This is a genomic window from Streptomyces sp. NPDC050508 (genome assembly GCF_040655155.1).
In the GTDB taxonomy this organism is placed as follows: Bacteria; Actinomycetota; Actinomycetes; order Streptomycetales; family Streptomycetaceae; genus Streptomyces.
This window is the reverse complement of record NZ_JBFAJJ010000003.1, coordinates 583,426-604,857: the sequence shown is the minus strand read 5'-3', so window position 1 is coordinate 604,857 and position 21,432 is coordinate 583,426. Positions and strand designations below refer to the sequence as shown.

The 21,432-nt window shown below is 71.7% G+C and carries 1 protein-coding gene (only partly in view); it reads left to right on the top strand.

The window, feature by feature from the left end; genetic code table 11:
* Window position 1: 1 nt before the first annotated feature.
* Window positions 2-21,432, top strand: partial view of a hypothetical protein gene (locus AB0I69_RS11970; protein WP_363095468.1) — the 5' portion only. Its footprint extends 14,809 nt past the window's final position; 21,431 of the gene's 36,240 nt are visible here — the first part of the coding sequence; its start codon is at window positions 2-4; its stop codon lies off the right edge, out of view.

Sequence of the window (21,432 nt, the reverse complement as noted above, 5' to 3'; positions counted from 1 at the left end):
GATGACCATCCACGCGTCGCCCCAGCTGAACAACCTCATGTTCGTGCTCATCGGCGAGAAGTTCCTCCAGGCCGACGAGGACATGGCATTCGCCAACGGCAAGCCGTACGAGCGGCTGGGCCGGCGTATGCGTGACCTCTCGGACCTGATCGAGCAGACTGCCGGTGGGGTCGGGCGCGCGCTGCCGCCGCAGGTCGGGAACAACTATGTGCGGGCGATGCACATGTTCCTCGACAGCGGTGGCGTCAACTACCTGAAAGATTTCGCCGACCAGCTCGACGGCATCGGACAGTCCCGCACCAAGTCCTCCATGGACATCATGGAGTCGAAGTGGCAGATCATCGCCGAACTGGTCCGCCTGCTCATCGAGTTGCTGGTCATCGCGGTGCTGTCCGCCTTCACCGGCGGTTCCGCCTCCAGCCAGGCCGCGGTGGCGAAGGCCCGCAGCCGGGTCGCCATTCTCACGCTGCTGGAATGGCTGATGAAGAAGACGCATCTGATGCCCAGCATCACCGAGGCGATCGAAGAGGCGTTCACGACCTTCGCGGTACGGCTGGCCATGATGCTCGGCGCGCCCAAGGGGCGCCGGCCCCACAGCTTCGACTGGTCGCAGATCATCCAGGACGGTGTCTTCGGCGCGTTCACCGGCCTGTTCCACGGCCTGCTGCACGACCTCGGCAAGGGCCTGAAGAACAACTTCAAGAACGTCTTCAACACCCACAACCCGTTCAAGGACATCAGCGGCAACGGGAAGAAGTTCAACAACCACAAGTTCGACAACCCGGACCTCAACACCAAGCCGAACCCGAAGCCGACGCCGACCCCCAACCCGAAGACCACGCCCACCCCGACCCCGCACCTCACGCCGACTCCGACGCCCACGCCGAAGCCGAAGACCTTCGGCGACAAGCTGAAGCACGAACTCGGCGAGGACGCCGAGCACTTCCTCACCGAGGGCGGCGCGGAGACGCTCGGCGAGATCGCCACGGCGTCCATCTACGGCTTCCCCATCGACCCCCTGAACACCTTCCTGGGCGCCGGCCTCAGCTCGATGAGCGAACGCCACCTGGGCCAGGGCGCGGGCGCGATCGGCAACAAGTTCAACTTCACCACCCCGCCGCAGGTGAACACCCTGGGCATGGCGGACATCCCGGACGACACCACCTCCACCACCAACTCCGGCCCCCACAACGACTCTTCGACGAACGGCCCGTCGTCCAACTCGTCCGTGACCGACGACACCTCGACGACCACGTCGGGCCCGGGACCCATCAACACATCGTCGAGCAACGGCAGTTCGTCGACGAGCGGCAACCCCCAACGCACGTCCACGAACACCACGCCGATCCAGTCCACCGACCTGGACGACGTCAAGGTCGACGGGGGAGACCTCCAGAACAACGTCCCGCACGGCACGACGAGCATGCCCGGCGTGGGCAACTCGTCGTCGAGCACGCCTACGAGCCATACGCCGACGAGCAGTACGCCGACGAGTAATACGTCCACGAGCAGTACGTCCACGAGGTCGCCGGAACAGGTCGACGCGGGCGGGACTGACGAGGTGCAGGGGGCTGGTCAGCAGAACGACACCCCGAACACCTCGGATACCTCAACTCCGGTGTCCTCACCGGACGTTCCGGTCGCGAGCACGGGCACGGGCACGGGTACAGGTACAGGTACAGGTACAGGTACGACCGGATCCGGGGTCCCCACGTCGAGCGGGACGAACACGGGCAGCCCGACGTCCGGTTCCGGTTCCGGTTCCGGTACGCCCTCGCACAGCGGTGGCAACCCGCGCGCCACGACAACGGGGCGCCCGGAGAGCACGACGTCCAACGGCAACGGCACGGGCACCGATCACACGGACACCACGAACGGCACCGGTACCGACAGCACGGACACCTCGGGTACGGAGAGCAACAGCACCTCCCAGCCCGAATCCAGCACCAGTACCAACACCAACACCGGGACCGACAACAACACCGACACGCACACCGGCACCGACCTCCCCACCCCCGTCACCACCACCAGCAACACCCCACCCCCTACGACCAGTTCGGCCCCGGACACGACTTCCGCGCCGGAGGCGACCCAGCCGTCGCACTCCGGTACTGCCACCCGGGAGCCAAGTACCGAGACGACCACCACCACCTCCTCCGATGTCACCGCCGTACCGGAGCCGAACAGCACGCCCGCCCCCGTGCCGCCCGTGGATCTGACTCCCTCCGTGACCCCCAACTCCGCGCCGGAACCCGGCAGTTTCGAGGACGCGCGCGCCGGAGTGACGCCCTCGGAGCGCAGTCACACCTGGGTCGATCCGGTCTCCCGGCCCCTCGGGGCGGACGGCACGCGCACCCAGTACGTCGTGCGGGCCGGTTTCGACGTACGGCGTTTCACCCACGACGGTGTGCCGGTCACCGATCTCACCGTGACCTACCGGCTCACCGGCAGCCCGGGCCTGGGGCCACAGGTCGGCGGCGTCCAGCAGCGGCTGACGGACGGTGTGCAGCGGGTGTTCAACACCCCGGGCCACCGGCTGGGGGACGGGAGCCTGTTGCACGTCACCGTCGTGCCGGCCGCTCCCGGCGAGACGGCGCACCTCGATGTCACTCTCACCGACCCGACGGACGGGAATCCGGCGACTCATCACTCGTGGCCGGCCGACATCTCCGACTCGGACCTGGCCCACGAGGTCGGCCATCAGCTCGGGCTGCGCGACGAGAGCGGCTTCGACTCGGCCGCCCCGCAACGCGGCGGTACGGCCAGCCTGATGGGCGACCCCACGCGGTTCACGCCCGCGTCGGACCCGGCGTACGAGCCGGGTGGGCTGAGGCCCCGTCACCTCGCACTGATCGGCACCCTGGTCGGCGATCCCGCGGACGACCACCGGGGTGCCGGACGTCGGGGACCGGTCAAGGGCGCCCCCGGCGCGGACCCGCCCGCCCCGCTCACCCCCACCGTCGACCAGGGCGACACCACACCGACGCCGGTGGCCACCACGTCCACGCCCGTGACAGGGCTCCACGACACGGACTCGCCGGACATCGATCCGGCGGACCCGCACACGGAGACGGAGACCCGGACCGAGACCGTCCCCGCGGTCGTGCCGGTCCCTGACATCACCCTGACCTCCCCGGACGGCGACACCACCTCGCCGACCGAGTCGGTGGTCGGCGGTGGACGTCCTCATACCTCCTACCTCGGTGGCTACGGGCGGCGGCACGACGGCCAGTTGGGGCTCGTGCACGTGGAGCCGTTCGCGCCGGACATGGTCGACGGGCTGCACCGCCAGGTGCTCACGGCGCTCGGCCGGCCCGCTCCGGAACCGAACGACCCCGTGCTCGCGCAGCTCCGGGACGTGCTGTCGGCGGAGCAGATGGCGCTGAACATGCCGTATCTGCGCAGCCTCGGCGGTCACCGGATCGTCCTGGACGTCGGCGGCGTCGGCCGCGAGGTGGACGTACGGCTGACGCTCGACGACAGGCGGCCGTCCGTACGGCAGGGCGCGCTCGACCCGAGTGATCCCGACAAGCATGTGGAGCGGCGCGGGCAGGGCACCCGGGAGATCGTCTCGGCGCAGCCGTCCGGCACGTTCTCGACGATCCCGGTGCCGTGGACCGGTTCGATACCGATCGCCGCGGCGGGCCCGGTCCGCGGGGTGGACATCGCGCTGGGCGCGACCATCACCCACAACCAGGCGGACGGTTCGACCACCGTCACCCAGGTCGTGCAGACCACCAGCGCCCAGCGCAGCAACGAGCCGTCCCGCGCCTACGACTTCACCGACAACTGGCAGGTCCGCGTGGACGCGCCGGCCACGGACACGGTCCAGGAGGACGCGCCGGCCGCGATCACGGACGTAGGCAGTACAGACGTCGCGACACCCGATCCCGCGCCCGACTGGAGTCCGGCCGAGCAGCACGGGTCGGTCACCATCTGGTTCCCGCAGCACCTCGTGGACGCCGACAGCGATCCCGGTCAGGAGCTGCCCGAACCCGCCGACATCAGGACACTGCCGATCTACGGCGTGGACTCGGTGCTTAACCCGCGGCGGCTGTACGAGGGTGCCGCGGAGAACTTCAGCGACGACCTGGACGCCACGTCGTCGGCCCAGCTCGCGGACTTCCTTGCTGAACCGATACTGCGGGGCACCTTGCCGATGCAGGTCGAGGGCGGGCTGTACTCGCCGGTGCTCACCGACGCGCGCGGACGTGCGGTCGGGATGATGCGGCTGGACGCGACGGTCCGGGGGACCACCCCGGTGGCCAAGAGCCTCGACAAGAAGATCAACCTGGAAAGCCATGTCGTCAACTCGGTGAAGAACGACCAGAACACGTCGTTCAACAGCGGGGTGGCCTTCAGCGGCAGCGTCGGTCCGACCTTCACGAACGACCACAGCGCGGGACACCCGAACGCCTCCCACGGCATCGGCGGCACCGTCAACGGCAAGGGCACCGCCAGTCTCGCGGCGCAGAACGTGTTCGGCACCAGCAACCTCGCGGGCACCATGCACGCGGTGCGCACCAACCGCAGCCATCTGCTGACCGAGGCGGACGTCGAGTACACCCTCACCCTGATCCGGCCCGACGGCTCCATCTCCACGTATTCGCCCGGGACTTGGACCCACGCTCTCGATCTGCGGGTGCTCAGCGCCGAGGACGCGGCGGGGCACGAACCGAGTCCGGACGAACTGCGCGTGCTGCCGCCCGAGTTGGACAACCTGGAGTCGATCGGCCAGTCCATCGCGCCGCTCGGGGTGGACGAGAACGACGCGGAGCCGCTGTTCGAGGACGCGGAGACCTGGCTGCGGGGCCACGGCTTCCTGCCGCCGCCGTCGGACACCCCGCACCGCGGCCGACTGCCCGACGAGACGCTGGTGCAGGCCCAGTTGAACAATCTGCGGCGGCTGCAGGAGCTGCGCTCCCCGCTCGGGCTGCGCGCCGCGACGGACTCCATGGTGGACGGCGGCCACTCGCTGTTCCTGGAGATCCCCTCGGTGACGGGACGGCGCCGGGTACGGCTGGAGCTGGGCGCGCAGCGCGACCCCGACCGGCCGGTGGAGCACCGCACGGTGCTGCCCAACATCCAGGTCATGGGCCTGGCGCAGGCGGCGGGCGGCGGCACCGCCCGGCTCGGCAACACCTACGGCCTGGGCGCCGGGTTCGGCGGCGGCCTCACCGTGCCCACACCGCACGGCGGCGCGTGGACCCTGAGCGCCACCGGCGACTACCAGTACGTCGGCCAGGCCACGCTCGGCAACACCACCGGCACGACGCTCGGCCACGACCAGTTCTTCATCGGCACCGGGCAGGACACCCACGAGTTCGGGGTACCGGCCCGCCTCACGCTCGACCTGTACGAGGGCTCGGGCCAGGAACCGGTGGCCCGGTTCGGCGAGGTGGCCCCGCCTGCCCAACAAGGCGAGCCCGACCCGGAGTTGGGCCTGGCTGCCCCGCAGGAGAGGGGTGTCGCGGGCACGATCCGGCTGGCCGTACCGCACGAGCGCACGCTGGCCGACGCGGAGCCCGCGCCGGTCGGTGAGCCGTTCACCGTACGGCAGGTCACGCAGGAGGACCGGGACCGCCTGGCCATGACGGACCCGGTCACCGGCGCGCCGCACCCGGACGTGGTCCGCGTCCCGGACGACGCGCTGATCGACGTGGTGCGGGGTTCGGGGGCGCTCCAGGACGCCTTCCGGCGGATCGTCACGGGCGCCGGTGTCGACGCCGGCACTGATGCCGACACCGACGCCAGTACCGACACCAACGCCGGTGCCGATCCGGCCGCCCCTCCCGGGCGCGTCTCCCGGCTGGTGGACAACTTCACCGGATTCCTGAGCAGTTCGCTGGTCGGGAGTCCGTTCGGCGACACCACCACGGTGAGCGCCGAGTCCCGTATCACCGCGCTCTCGCCCGGCTCGCTGGTCGGCCGGGGACATCAGATCTTCAGCGGCACCTACGTGGTGGAGGGGCTGACGCTGCCCGGGCTCGGTGCCGACGGGCAGCTCGCGATCGAGATCGAGGCCGTCGCCCACACGCCCCACCTGACGCAGAGCGTGAACCAGTACCTGGAGACCGGCATCTCCGCCGCCGACTCGGCGCAGCAGCTCAAGGGCCTGGGAAAAACACACCAGTTCGGGGTGGGCGGCTCGGCGACCCAGAACAACCCGCCGAGTCCTCCCGCTAGTTCGCAGCCCGCCGGGTCCCCGGCACCCACGCCGTCCACACCGTCCCGGTTCAACCCGTCCGGGCGCTACCAGTACGACCGCAAGAGCGACAAGTCCGACACCCTCACCAGCGGCACCGGCACCAACCGGACGCCCACCCAGTCGGGCCTCCAGCACCGGATCACGGCCGACGTCACCTACCTGATCACCGTACGGTCCGGGCACCGCAACGTGGTCGCCAACTCCCTCGGTTTCGGTCCCGGGGAGACCGTCACGCTCGCCGTGGACGTGCCGCGCGGGCTCCAGTTCCTGATGACGGAGAGCCAACTGCGGCGCGACGGGCGGTGGATGGGCGCTCTGCCCGACCGCCCGGCCGACCCGTCGACGACCGATCTGACGAGCCCGTCACTGCCCGACCGGTACGTCCACGACGGCACCCTCGGCCTCGCCGCGGTCAACTCGGTCACCGAATTCTCCGACCAGGGAACGGGCCCGACGCCGACCCCGCAGAGCGAGCAGCGCGCCCGACTCCACAGCGAGACGCGGCAGTTGGTGGAGCGGTATGCCCCCGGAGTGACCACCCCCGGCCACGCCTCCTACCTGCCCGGTGTCGCCGCGCTGATCGCCGACAACACCGGTGTCGCCGGGAAGCGGGCGCTGATCGGGCGCGGCGGCGGACAGGCCCGGTTCAGCTTCCGGCACCACCGGTTCGGCGGGGCGGCCCTGGTCGAGGTGACGTTCTCGGCCCGCCCCACGAGCACCGCCGCGGACCGGGGCGCCGTGCGGGGCACCGCCGTGCCGGGCGACAAGTCCGGTATAGAGCAGTGGGGTTCACACACGGCGGAGGGCCGTTCGCTCTCCTCCTCGGTGGGCCGGACACACCGTCTCACCGGCAACCCGACGGCCCGGTTCAGCCGCCCCGACACCGACGACCGTACGGACCGGCTCGGCCCCTCCGCCACTGTGGTCTCCTCGTCCAGCAAGGTCGACAAGAGCGGACGCACCGCCGAGGACCGGTACTGGCTGCGCACCGACAGCGCCGCCGACTTCGACGGCCTGGACTACGAGTTGGTCGCCACCGTCCGCTCCACCCTGGTCACCGACTGGCCCCCCAACGTGCTGGGCGCACTCGTGCAGCGCGGGGTCATCGCCTGGGACGACGCCGACGCGCCGACCCTCTCCTGGCTCAGCCGCACCCTCTCCGGCGAACTCGGCGGCCAGGTCCGGGTACCGGCCCAGGTGAGCCTGCGCTTCACCGGCAGCGAGACCGACAGCACCCGACCCCCGCTGCCCGCACCCGCGCCGCCCGCGGTGTCCCGGGTCGACCCCCGCCAACTGCCCGCCGCACAGCCCGCGTTGCAGGACGCGGACCTGTTCCACCCGACCGGCTCCGTCCCGGTCTACGGCTTCGACGCGTGGAGCGAGCTGTACACCGCTCTCGACCAGGTGGCCCCGGACACGGGGAGCAGTTGGCGTTCCGTGCCGGCCTCGACCTCCGACGAGAACGCGTCGGTACGGCTCGGCGAACTCATCCAGGCCGGCACGATCTCGCTGGACACACCCCGTCAGGTCGGCGGGATGCTGCCGTCGATGCCGGGCGCGTTCCCGTTGCAGAACGCCCCGGACCAACGGCCCACCCTCACCGTCTCGTTGTACCGGCCGAGGGTGGTCACCGACGGCGGCGACGTGACCCTCGACCGGCTGCGGATCAACACGCAGAGCAGCAGCACGGTCTCCGGCGCCGACACCACCACCGGTCTGTCGCTGCCGTTCGTCATGAGCGCCGACGACCCCGACCGCAACCTCCTCGGCGTGACTCCGCCGGTGCTCCAACGGCCCGTGGACGCGAGCAACTTCGGCAGCGGAGTCTCCGGCGGGCGCCGCGACTGGCTCAAGACCGGCAGCACCAGCCTGCCCGCCGAGGGCCGCGGCACCCGGAGCTACGAGGTGCAGGCCGACGTCCACATCGAGGTCTCCGGTCCCGAGGGCGTACGCCATGTCACCGGTACGGCCTCGATCCGCATCGAGGAGCGCGACGCACTCGGCCACGGCATCACCGACCCCAATCCGGTACCCCAGGTCTACGACCTCCCGGCCCTGCTCACCGAGGGCACCAACACCGCGCCGCACGACTGGGCGACGACCCGGTTGCGGGACGTACGGAACAACCTGAACGCGGGCGTCGACCTCACGGACGACGGCTTCCAGTTCTGGGTGGCCACCGGCCCCGACCCGGACGGCTCCCGCCTGACCCTGGCCCTCTACGCCGCATCGCGGGCGGCCCGGGACAACGGGCGCCCGGTCGAACTCGTCACCCGGGGCCCGGAGGGCCTGCGCATCTGGACCTTCGACCCGGACGGCACGCTCACGGCTCCGCCGGGTACGGACTCGGGGGCGCCGGAGACCGACGGCATGGCGCCGGGTTCCACCACCGGTGTCGTGTCCCTGGACCAGGCATGGGCGGACTTCGAGCGCGAGGCCGCCGCGTTCGACCAGGCCGAGGACGACCACACCGCGGCGCTCAACGACGAATACGAGCAACGGGGGCTGCGGCCCGACGCGCAGAACACCCTGAACGACGCGGTCACCGCGCTCACGAACGCGGCGAACGAGGCGCACCGCACCGACACGGCCGCGACCACCGCCGAGCAGGACGCGGACCAGGCCGAACAGGACCTCCGGAACCTCATCGACCGCGAGAAGACCCTGACCGGCGGGATCTCCGCGGCCCGCCGCACGATCGGCCCGCTCACCGACACGGTCTCGGAGGGCGAGCGCCAGGAGCTGAGTCTCAGCGCCCAGATCAAGACCACCCGACGCCAACTGGCCGACCTCACGGCCCGCGCCGAAGCGGCCGCGACGACGAGGGCCTCCGACCCCGACTCCGACCCCGGTTCCGTTGACACGGACGGTGCTACGACGGTCGAGAGCGCGGCGCCGGGCACGGTCACGCAGGGCTCGGACACCCCGGGCACGGTCGTAGGACCGCCGGTTGGGGACGACGTCACCGGTCCCGCCCCCGCCCCCGCCGTAGACCCCCGTCTCACGCAGCAGATCGACGAAGTCACCGCCCAAGTCGGCAAGTTGGAAGCCGATCTCACCGAGGTGCGGGCCGGTCTTGAGCAGGACCGTGCCGCGCTCCGGGACACCCAGGCCGGCCTGGACCGCGATGTGGCGGCTCTCAACGAGGCGCGGGCGCAGCTCCCCGGCGTGCGGGCCACGGCCGGGACCCGGCGTGCGGACGCGGGCACGGCTCGGGGGCTTGCGGCGGACGCGGCCCTGGTCCACGAGGACGCACGCGAGAACCATGAGAGGGCGGCGCGGACGCTCGGCGAGATCGACACCCGGATCGGCAACGCCCTCGGCAGGCGCGACGACGCCGCGGCCCGCCGGGCGGCGGCGGAGACCGCGCTGCCCGGCGAGGCCGGCCCGGTGCTGGCCTCCGGCCCCTCGGCGCTGCCCACCTCACACACGACCCTGGCCTCGGTCAGCCCGCGCTGGCCTGGCTCGGGCCGCCCCCGCACGGCGGGTCCCTCCACCGACAACACCCCGCTCCCCGGCGAAGACAACATCTCCGAGAGCGACAACTCGACCACCGGGGACGAGGATTCGGGGGACGAGGACCCAGGGGGCGACGACAGTTCGGACGCGGACACCGAACTGACCACTCCCGACCCGACGTCCCTCGTCCCGCCGAAGGACCCCCCGGCGACCGGCGACAACGACACCACCGGCGGGGGCCAAGGCAGCACGTCCGGCGACCCCGGCACGACCTCCGCCCAGGACAGCGCGTTCGACGCCCTGGTCGGCAACACCAACACCACCGCCACGTCCGCCGACTTGCACAGTGCGCCGACGGACATGGCAGACACGGCGGACACGGACACCGACGCACCCAAGATCGAGGGCAAGGGCAAGGGCAAGGGCAAGGCGCCTGCCCAGGACGACACCAATGGCACGTCGTCCACCCCCATCCCCACCGCGCCCCAGCCCGCCGCCTTCCAAGTACGGGCGCCGCGAGGCAACTTGGTGCCGACCCGCGGTGACGGCCGATGCATTCTCTACACGTTCATCGGCACCGACCCGGCGCGGGTCCGCGACCGGTTGCCCGAACTGCGGACCCGGGCTCCGGAGACCTACGCCTGGCTGGGCGACCCGAATCAAGTCCGGGCCGGGCTGGCCCAGTTCACCCGCTGGCGGCCGGGCACCCAGATGCCCAGGGCCGGCCGGCACCTGATGCTCGCGGCCGACCACCTGCGCATCCTCGCCGAGGACCGACTGCTCACCGCGCGCAGCGAACGCCCGCTGCCGCACGAGGTGGTGGGCCAGGTACGGCAGACGCTCGCGGGGTGGTTCGACGGGCGCACGGCGACCATGAACCGGCCCGAACTCCTGGCGACCCTCGACGAGTACGGCATCACAGGGGTCACGGAGCCGGACCAGTTGGAGCGGGACGATCTCGACACGCTCTACATCGAGGCGCTGACCGGCGACAACGCGATCGGCCCGGCGGATCCCAGTGTCCGGGACATGTTCGCGTACCTGCGCGACACCGGCCGACTGCCCACGCCGGACCGCCTCTCCGACGACCAGCTCCGCAGGCTGCTCGGGCACGGCTATACCGTCAGCGACGCACAGTTCACCGACGCCGAACTGGCCCACGCGCTCGACGCCGTCCAGAACTGGTCCAAGGCGTACGAGAGCAACCAGGGCGAGTTGTTCCTCCCGCTGCTGGCGGACACCCTGGACGTGGCCGTCGAGGTACTGCGGCCGGACCGGTCGACCGGCCTCGGCACCGTCACCCGCGTCGGCTCACCCACGGCCACCCGGGTCCTGGAGGTCCACTACACGGGCCTGAACCACTACAACGCCACCGACGCCGGACCCCTCACCGTCGACCCGAGCACGATCACCCCGGCGCCCGCACCCAGGGGCCCCGGGGACGCCAACAGCGTTCAGCCGAACGGCCGTTACCGTCCCGCGCCGACCCGTGACGCCGACGACGACCGGCCCGCGTCCCGTGTCGTCGATCCCGCCCCCAAGGACACCTGGCACGGCCTGCGCCCGCATGCCCGTCCCGCCGTGCACTCCACGGAGCGGTTCGATCCGCATGCGGACCAGTCCAACTCGCCCCGGCCCGGGGCGCTCAGCGGTGCGACGACCCTCGTCCGTGCCACCGTCCGTCGTATCCAGGCGCCCAACGGCCAGTGGATTCGGGACTACACGCTCAACCTCCCGGTCACAACCACGGACCCGGACCTTGCCCAGCAGCTCAATGAGCGCATCAGCGGTCTCCTGGACACGCACCTCAACTCCGGCCTGGCGCTGCCCAGTTCACGCGACCAACTCCACATCAACCTCAACCTGATCGCCGACCCGTCCCACCCCGAGGCGATCACCCTCACCAACACTCCGAACCCGGCCCGCGCCGACCAACTCCACCTCGACGCCCACCACTCCGACGAGGACCTCCTCCACGAGGTCCTGCACTACCTCGGCCTGCCGGACGAGCAACGCGACAACGACTTCCTCCTCCGCAGCCACCCCAACAGCACCACCGTCCACACCACCGGCCTCATGGCCACCACCCAGACGTCCGTCCACATTCCCCGCCGCTACCTCCGCACGATCGAGAACGTCACCTCCGCCGGCCCCCAACTCCACGACCACGCAGGCCAGAACACCACCACCCCCGCGCTGGACCCCGACACGACCCCCATCCCCACCGAGGCCTCGCTCACCTGGCCCACCTCCCAGGCCCCGACCGCACAGCCGCCCGTACCCGGCCAACTCCCGTCGAGCTACGTGAACTCCTACGGCGCGCTGCCGGACGGGACGGTCGGGCTGGTGTACGTGGAGCCGTTCTCCGACGAGGTGATGCAGGGGCTGCACGGGCAGGTCTACGAGGCGCTCGGGCTGGATGCCGACAACCCGCCCGAGCCGGTGCGCGAGCAGGTGCGGGATGCGCTGAGCCGGGAGAACCTCGCGCTCCAACTCCCGTACCTGCGCTCGAACGGCGGTCACCGCATCACCGTCCAGGTCGGCGGACGCGATCGCACCGTCGACGTACAGCTGACGCTTTCCGACGCGCGGGCCTCGTTGCGGCAAGGGCGCTTCGACCCGCGTGACCCGGACAAGCATGTCGAGCGGCGCGGGTTCGGCACGCGGGAGAACTTCTCCAGCCAGCCGTCGGGGACGTATCGCACGATCCAGGCGCCGTGGACCGGTACGTTCCCGATCACCGCGCCGACGCCGGTGCGGGCGGTGGACGGGTCGGTGACGCTGTCCATCACGCACAACCAGGCCAGTGACGCGACGACCGTCACCCAGGCCGTCCAGACCACGTCCGCCCAGCGCTCCAACGAGCCTTCGGATCCGGTGGAGTTCACCACCCACTGGCGCGTGCGCGTCGACGGCCCCGCGGTCACCGCGGCGCCCACTGGGCCCACCGCGCCGACCACCGCCCCGGCGACGGACGGGTGGCGTGGACCGGTGTCGCACGGTTCCACCACGATCTGGTTCCCCCGGCACCTCACCACCGCCGATCCGGCGCCGGGTTCGCTGCCCGCCCCCGCCGCGCCGACCGATCTCCCGCTCTACGGCGTCGACTCCGTGATCGACCCCCGGGCGCTGTACGAGCACGTCCACCAGGCGTTCCACACCCACCTGGACGACACCGCCGCCGGACAGGTCGCGGACTTCCTCTCCGAGCAGGTGCTGCGGGGCACGCTGCCCATGCAGATCCACGGCGGGCTCTACTCGCCCGTGATCACCGATGCCGACGGCAACGCGGTCGGCATGCTGCACCTGGTCACCGAGCCCGGGACCAGCACCCCGCAGCGGCAGAGCACCGCGGGCCAGATCAACCTTGAGAGCCACCTGGTCAACACCGCGAAGGTGGACCTCTCCTCGAAGTACACCAGCGGGATCGGCGTCAGTGGCACCGCCGCCGTCGCCCTCACCGGCGACCACAGTCAGGGTCACCCGGACGCGTCGAGCATGATCAGCGGCAGCCTCGGTCTGCGCGTCCAGGGGCAGGCGACCGTCACCAACACGTACAGCGCGAGCAGTTCCGCCGGCACGATGCACGCCATCCGCACCAACCAGAGCCATCTGCTCGCCCCCACCGCAGTCACCTACCGGGTCACCCTGATCCAGCCGGACGGCAACCGGCTGCAGGCGCCCGCGCTTCGCAAGCCGCACGGCATGGATCTACGGCTCCTGAGCGGGACGACCGCCGCCGGGCACCCGCCGACGGCCGCCGAGACGCGTGAACTCCCGGACTCCCTGGAGCGGTTGGACGGTATCGGGCTGAGCGCGGCGCCGCTCGACGTCACCGGCACGGATCCTCTGTTCGACGAGGCCGAGACGTGGCTGCGCCGTGAGGGCTTCCTGCCGTCCGCTCACGGCGTGGTGCGCAGCCACGAGCCCGAGCACCAGGTCCGGCTGCACGCCCAGCTCAACAACCTGCGCCGGCTGCAGGAGGCCCGTTCCCGAACCGGGCTGCGCGCCGCGACCGACGCCATGGTCGACGGCGGCCATGCCCTGCACTTCGAGGTGCCCAACAGCACCGACACGGGCGTCCGTCGGGTCCGCCTGCTGCTCACCGCCGAACGGGACACCGGGCAGGCCAGCACTCATGACCTCGTTCTGCCGGGTATCCAGGTCATGGGTCTGGCGCAGATGGCGGGCAGCGACGCCGAGCAGCGCGGGGAGTCGTACAGCGGTGCCTTCGGAGCGTTGGGCAGTGTCGGCGGGCCGTTGCGCAGCTGGGGGTCCATCGCGTTCGGGGGCGACTACCAGCACGGCCGGCAGATCACGCACGGCGACACCGTGGGCGGCGCCACCGGCCACGACCAGTTCTTCATCGCCACCAACCAGGACAGCCACGCGTTCGACGTGCCGGTGCAACTGGCCCTGGACCTGTACGCGGACGACAGTGACCGGCCGAGCGAGCGGTTCGGGCGGAACCTGAACCAGGCCGCCGCTCCGGCACCGACCGCTGCCCCGGACCCAACTGCTGCCGGCGCACCGCCCGTTGCCCCCGTGCCGCCCGCCCCGCCGACGGTCACCGGCACGCTGCGGCTGGCGGTGCCGCACGGCCGTACCCACGCACCCGCGACGACCCCCGCGCCGCCCGTACGTGCCGACGGGGCGCCGCGTCCGGTCGACGCGACCGACACGGACCGTCTCGCCGCGACCGACGCCACCGGCACCCCGCGTCCGGGTCTGGTGCGGATACCGGACGACGCGCTGATCGACACCGTGCGCGGCTCCGCGGCCATCGAGTCGGTCTTCCGGCGGGCCGCCCGGGAGATCCGCCACCAGGCCCAGCAGGCGACGCCCCCCACCCCGGCCACAGGCCCGATCCTCCCGGTCACCGCCCCCGCCTCCGGCACGGCACCCGCGCCCGCCGCGCCGCAGCGGGCGAGCCTCTTCCCGCTCGCCGGGCACGGGCTGATGGACAACACGACGCGCGCCGCCGAGACCCGGCACGCGGCGATCACGCCGGGCAGTCTCGTCGCGCACGGCCACGAACTGTTCAAGAATTCTTACGTAGTTGAGGGTCTGAGCCTGCCGGGAACCCTCGCCGACGGGCAGTACTCCCTGGAGATCCAGGCCATCGCGCACCAGCCCCGCCTGCTGGACACGACCCGGCAGTACCTGGAGACCGGCGTCTCGGCCACCGACAGTGCCCAGCAGCTCAAGTCCCTTGGAAAGTCGAACCAGTTCGGTGGCACCGGGTCGGCCACCCAGAACTCGACCACACCGGTGGAGCAGGGCGCCGCCAAGCCGAACAAGGACCAGCTCAACCCGGCGGTACGGCTCAACAAGGTGTCCCGCACCGACACTTCCGACACGCTCGCCGCCAGTACGGGCGTCAACCGCACCCCCACCGAGAGCGGCGACCTGCACCGGGTGGTCGCCGACGTCACCTATGTGGTCACGGTCCGGGCCGGCTCCCGCACACTGGGCAACGGGATCGGCGACCTCGGCACGATCGACCCCGTCACCTTCGCGGTGGACGTCCCCGACGGGCTCCAGTTCCTCATGACCCAGGGCCAACTCGACCGTGACGCACGGTGGATGGGCTCGGTGACCGGTCTCACCCCGGCGCCCGTCCAGGGCCAGGCTCCGCTGCCGGCGTCGTACGTGCGCAACCGCCAACTGGGCCTCGGCGGCGTCCTCTCGGTCAGCGAGTACGAGACCGCACCCGCCCCCGCCGCTCCCGCTCCCGGCGCCCCGATCCCGTTGGTGCAGCTCAACAACGAGGTGGAGCGGCGCGGCCAGGTCGGGCGCCGGCTGCGGGCCCTGGTCGAGACCGAGGCACCCGGAGTGTTCATCCCGGGGCACGCCGGCCACCAGCACGGTGTGCTCAGCCGGATCGCCCAGCTCACCTCCACCGCCGGACTGCGCTCACTGCCCGGCCGCGGCCCGGACGGCACCCCGCACCCGGCCACCACCCGTTTCCACTTCCGTCACCACGGTTACGGCGGTGAGCGGCTGGTCGAGGTCATGCTGCGGGCGAGGCCCCGGGCGGCCCAGAACCTGGCCGGTGTCCGAGGCACCTCCACCCCCGGTTCCGGCCTCGAACAGTGGCAGTCGCACACCGCCGCGGGCCGCAGTGCCGTCCGCGCCTCGATCGGGCAGGCGCAGCTCCCGGTCACGCCGGCGGTCCGCTACCTCCGTCCGGACCAGGGTCCCGATCCCCTGACGACGGACCGTGCGGAGCTGGGGTTCACCCCGCAGTCGGCCAGCAGCATCTCGGCCCGGCGGGCGACCACGGCCGACAACCGCTTCTGGCTGCGTACGGACAACGGCGCCGACTTCGACAACCTGCAGTACGACTACGAGCTGACGGTCCGTTCCGCGCTGGTCGTCGACTGGCCGCCCAACGTCATTGGCGGTCTCATCCAGCACGGCGTCATCGCCTGGGCCGACGCGGAAGGCGACGTACGCCAGTGGATCGACCGGCTGCTGGCGGGCGGCAACGAGCGCACCGACACCGTCCCGGTCCGGCTGGCGCTGCGGTTCACCGGCACCGAGACCAACGTGCCCGTACCGACGGCCACGGTGACCGCCGCGTCCGCCGAGTCCGGCGTCGACCCGCGCAACTCGGTGCGGCCGGCCGGCCCCTATCTCACCGACGCGCAGATGTTCCACCCGGTGGGCCCGACCCCGGCGTTCCACTTCGACGGCTGGGCACATCTGGAGACGGCGCTGAACAACGTCGCGCCGCGCCGCCTGGGAGGTTGGCACGCGCAGATCACCTCCGTGTCGGTGGAGGGACAGGCCGTCCGGCTCGGCCAGTTGATCCAGGCCGGACGGGTCAGCCTCGACCGTCCCCGGCTGGTCGCCGACCTCACCCGCGCCATGCCCGGCACGCAACCCTTCGAAGGGGCACCCGACCAGGCCCCGTCGATCGCGGTGACGCTCTACAACCCGCGCCGCTCCACCAACGCCGACGACGTCACCCTCGACCAACTCCACAACACCACCGACACGGTGAGCACCGCCGCGGGCGCGGACCACTCCCTCGCGACCTCGCTCACGTACCGCCTGAGCGGTGAGGACAACAATCGCCAGCTCGGCGGGGTCAATGTCCCGCTCGCGCAACGGCAGACCCAGCCCTCGGCCTTCGGCGGCACCACCACCGGCAGCCGCCGTGACTGGCTGAAGTCCGGCAGCACCGCCGCGCCCGCCAACGGGGCGCGCGGGACGCGGAGTTACGTCGTCGACGTCGACGCGCATCTGCTCGTGGAGGGACCGCAGGGCACCCGCCACGTCACCGGCACCGTCACTCTCCGCATCGAGGAACGCGACCTCCTCGGTCACGGGCTCCTCACCCCGGCCGAGACCCCGCCGAACCTCCACGACCTGCCCGCGCTCGTCCCCGACTGGGCCACCGTAGAACCGCACACCCTGCCCGAACGTCTCAACTCCGCGATCCCCGCGGGCAGTCACGGCGTCCAGCTCTGGGTGGCCCTCGGCGCCGACCCGCAGGGCACCCGGCTCGGCCAGGCGCTCTACGGGGCCTCGCGTGCGGCCGTGCTCGGCAACCGCCCGCTGGAGCTGATGACCCGTGACCCGCAGGGCATCCGCCGCTGGGAGTTCAACCCCGACGGTGCCCTCGTCACCGCCGACCCCGACCTGAGCACCGCGTGGAACGCCTTCGACGCCCAGGCCGAACTCCTGTACACCGCCACGGACACGCTCGCCGACACCCCGCAGCTGCTGAACCTCCGCTTCGCTGCCCGGCGGGAGGCCAACCAGGCGTACGCGGAAGCCGTGGAAACCCACGAGGCGACGCAGCGCGCGGTCACGGACGCGACCACCGTCCATACCCGGGCGAGGAAGACGGCCGCCGACTCCGCCAGGGCCGCGCGTCAGGCGGAGGCACTGGTCGAGCGGCTGAAGCGCGACCTCGCGGAGGCCCGGCGGACCGCCACGACACTGCCGCCGGTCATCAAGCAGCACGAGCGGGACGAGACCAAGGGCCACCGCGATCTTCAGGCGGCCCTGGCCGCGCTGACGCGGGCCGAGAACGCCGCACGGGCCGCCCAACAGGCCGCGACGAACGGGCAGTCGAGCACCACTCCCGCCCCGGCCCCTGCCGCATCCGGCGCCCCGCGCTCCCACACCCCCGCGCCCGATGTCGCCGGCGACCCTCGCGTACAGGCTGCGCTCCCGGCGATCACCGCCGCCGACAACGCGATCCAGCAGGCCACGGCCGCGCTCACCGCAGCCCGGCCCGTGCTGGCGAGGGCGGAGCACATCGTCGCGGTCGGCCCGGACCGCGTCAGCGAGGAGGAGGACAACCACGAGAAGGCCGTGGAGAAGGAGCGGAAGGACGCGGAGGCCGAGGCCGTCGCGGCCGACAACCTCCAGGTCGCCACGGAGAAGGAGACCGACGCCCGGCGCGAGGTGGCCGAGGCCGCGGACGAAGTCGCCGACCGCGACGGGGAGATCGCCGCCGCCGTCACCGCGCAACAGCGGGCCGCCGCCGACCAGATGGCGGCCACCGACGCGCTGGAGGACCTGGCCGGTGACGTCCAGGACAGCGCCCCGACCCCCGAACAGTCCCTGCGCACGACCTTCGCCACCACCTCGCCCCGCTGGCCCACCCCCGACGGCCCGGCCGCCCCCCTCCCGGCCGGCGGCCAGAGCCACACCCCGCCCGCCGCCGTCACCGGCACCACCAACGCCGTGACCGGGACCACGGGGACGAACCCCGCGACGACCACGACACCCACGCCGAAGCCGAAGCCGCAGCCCAAGAAGAGCGGGCCGCCCAAGTCCGGTACGAGCAACGCCAAGACGGACAAGGCCAAGGACAACAAGGGCAAGGACAACAAGGACAACAAGCCTGCCACCGGCAAGAGCACGGCCGTCGACAAGGGCAAGGCCAAGGCCAAGGTCAAGTCCCCGCTCGTCCAGTCGCCCCCGCTCCCCGGCACGACCCCGGCCGCCGCGCAGTCTCCCTACGTGGCCCCCGCCGGCCGCGTCGTCGCGACCCCCGGCGACGGCTACTGCCTCCTCTACGCCGTCATCGGCAGCGCGCCGGACCTGGTCCGCACCCGCCTGCGGCAGGCCGACCCGGCCTTCTCTCCGGCCACCGCCGCCTGGCTCGCCCGGCCCGACGACGTACGGGACACCCTGAGGACACTCACGGCGCGGTCGCAGACCACGAATCGGGGAACAGGCCATCTGCGGGCCGCGCAGCGGGGGTTGCAGAACCTGGTCCGGGCCCGGCTGGCAGGGGCACGCGACGGCAGCCGCCCGCTCCCGCCGCAGGTGCTCGGCCAGCTCCGGGGCGTCCTCGCCGGTGAGTTCGCGAGCCTGGTGGAGGACGCGTCCGACGCCGCTGTCGCCAACCAACTGGGCGTGTACGGCATCCAGGGCGTCACCCGCACCGAGGACCTGGACCCGGTCGACCTCCAGATCCTCTACACACAGGCCATCACGGCACCCAACGCACCGCCCCCGCTGACCGGCAACCCACCGAGCAACCGGCGGATGTTCGCCTATCTGCGGTCGATGGGCGCGCTGCCGACGCCCGCCACCATGACATCGGCCGGCCGCCGGTGGCTGCTCACCGCCGGCTATCACCGGAGCACCGTCCCCCTCACCCAGGGCGAGGCGCGCCTGCTCGACAGCGCGGTGGACAACTGGTCGGACTCGTGGGCGGACCCGGTCGGCGACACCTTCCTGCCGCTGCTCGCCGACACCCTCGAAGCCCCGATCCACGTCTTCGAACCGGTGACCGACACAACCGCCGGCCCCCGTGGCATCGTGCTGCGCTACGGCCCGACGACCACCAACACCCCAGCGCTGGAGGTCCGTTACACGGGCCTGAACCACTACAGCGCGAGCGACGCGAACCCGGATGCCGCCCCGGCGAACATCACCACGTCGAAGGCACCCCGGGGTCCCGAGGACGCCAACAGCGTTCAGCCGGGCGGCCGTTACCGTCCCGCGCCGACCCGTCACGCCGGTGACGACCTGCCTGCGTCCCGTGTCGTTGATCCCGCCCCCAAGGACACCTGGCACGGCCTGCGCCCGCATGCCCGCCCCGCCGTTCACAGCACGGAGCGGTTCGATGCGCACGCGGATCAGTCCAACTCGCCCCGCCCCGGTGCCCTCAGCGGTGCGACGACTCTCATCCGTACGCAGGTCCGTCGTATCCAAGCCCCCAACGGCCAGTGGGTCCGCGACTACACGCTCAACCTCCCGGTCACCGCGACCGACCCGGACCTCACCACCCAGCTCCAGAACCGCATCACCCGTCTCCTGGACACGCACCTCAACTCCGGCCTGGCGCTGCCCAGTTCACGCGACCAGCTTCACATCAACCTGAACCTGATCGCCGACCCCGCGCACCCCGAGGCGATCACCCTCACCGACACCGCGAACCCGGGCCGCGCCGACCAACTCCACCTGGACGCCCACCACTCCGACGAGGACCTCCTCCACGAGGTCCTCCACTACCTCGGCCTGCCGGACGAGCAACGCGACAACGACTTCCTCCTCCGCAACCACCCCAACAGCACCACCGTCCACACCACCGGCCTCATGGCCGACACCCAAACCCCCGTCCACATCCCGCACCGCTACCTCCGCACCATCGAGAACGTCACCGCCGCCGGCCCCCAACTCCACGACCACACAGGCCAGAACGACACGACGCCCGTCCGCGACCCCGACGCCACGCCCATCCCCACGAACGCCCCCCTCACCTGGCCCACCTCCAACGCCCCGACCGCACAGCCACCCGCGCAGGTCCAACTCCCGTCCACCTACGTGAACTCCTACGGCGCGCTTCCGGACGGCACGGTCGGACTCGTGTACGCGGAGCCGTTCTCGGACGAGGTGATCGAGGGGCTGCACGGGCAGGTCTACGAGGCGCTCCGGCTGGATGCCGAGAACCCGCCGGAGTCGGTGCGCGAGCAGGTACGGAGCGAGCTGAGCCGGGAGAACCTCGCGCTCCAACTGCCGTATCTACGCTCGAACGGCGGTCTCCGCATCACCGTCCGGGTCGGCGGCCGTGATCACACGGTCGACGTCCAGTTGACGCTTTCCGACGCCCGGGCCTCGTTGCGGCAGGGCCGCTTCGATCCGCGTGACCCGGACAAGCATGTCGAGCGGCGTGGGTTCGGCACGCGGGAGAACTTCTCCAGTCAGCCGGCGGGTACGTACCGGACGTTCCAGGTGCCGTGGACCGGTTCCTGGCCGATCACCGCACCGACCGCCGTGCGAGCCATAGACGGATCGCTGACGGCGGCGATCACGCACAACCAGGCCAGCGACGCCACCACCGTCACCCAGGCCGTCCAGACCACGTCCTCCCAGCGCTCCAACGAGCCTTCTGATCCTGTGGAGTTCAGCACCCGGTGGCGCGTGCGTGTCGACGCGCCCGCCGCCACCGTGCCCACCACCACCACCACGACCACCCCGGCACCGGACGGGTGGGGCACGGCGGAGTCCCACGGTCCGACCACGATCTGGTTCCCCCGGCACCTCACCACCGCCGATCCAGCGCCGGGTTCGCTGCCCGCGCCCGCAGCGATGGCCGATCTCCCGCTCTACGGCGTCGACTCGGTGATCGACCCCCGGGCGCTGTACGAGCACGTCCACCAGACCTTCCATGCCGATCTGGACGACACCGCCGCCGGACAGGTCTCGGACTTCCTCTCGGAGCAGGTGCTGCGGGGCACGTTGCCCATGCAGGTGGACGGCGGGCTCTACTCTCCCGTGATCACCGATGC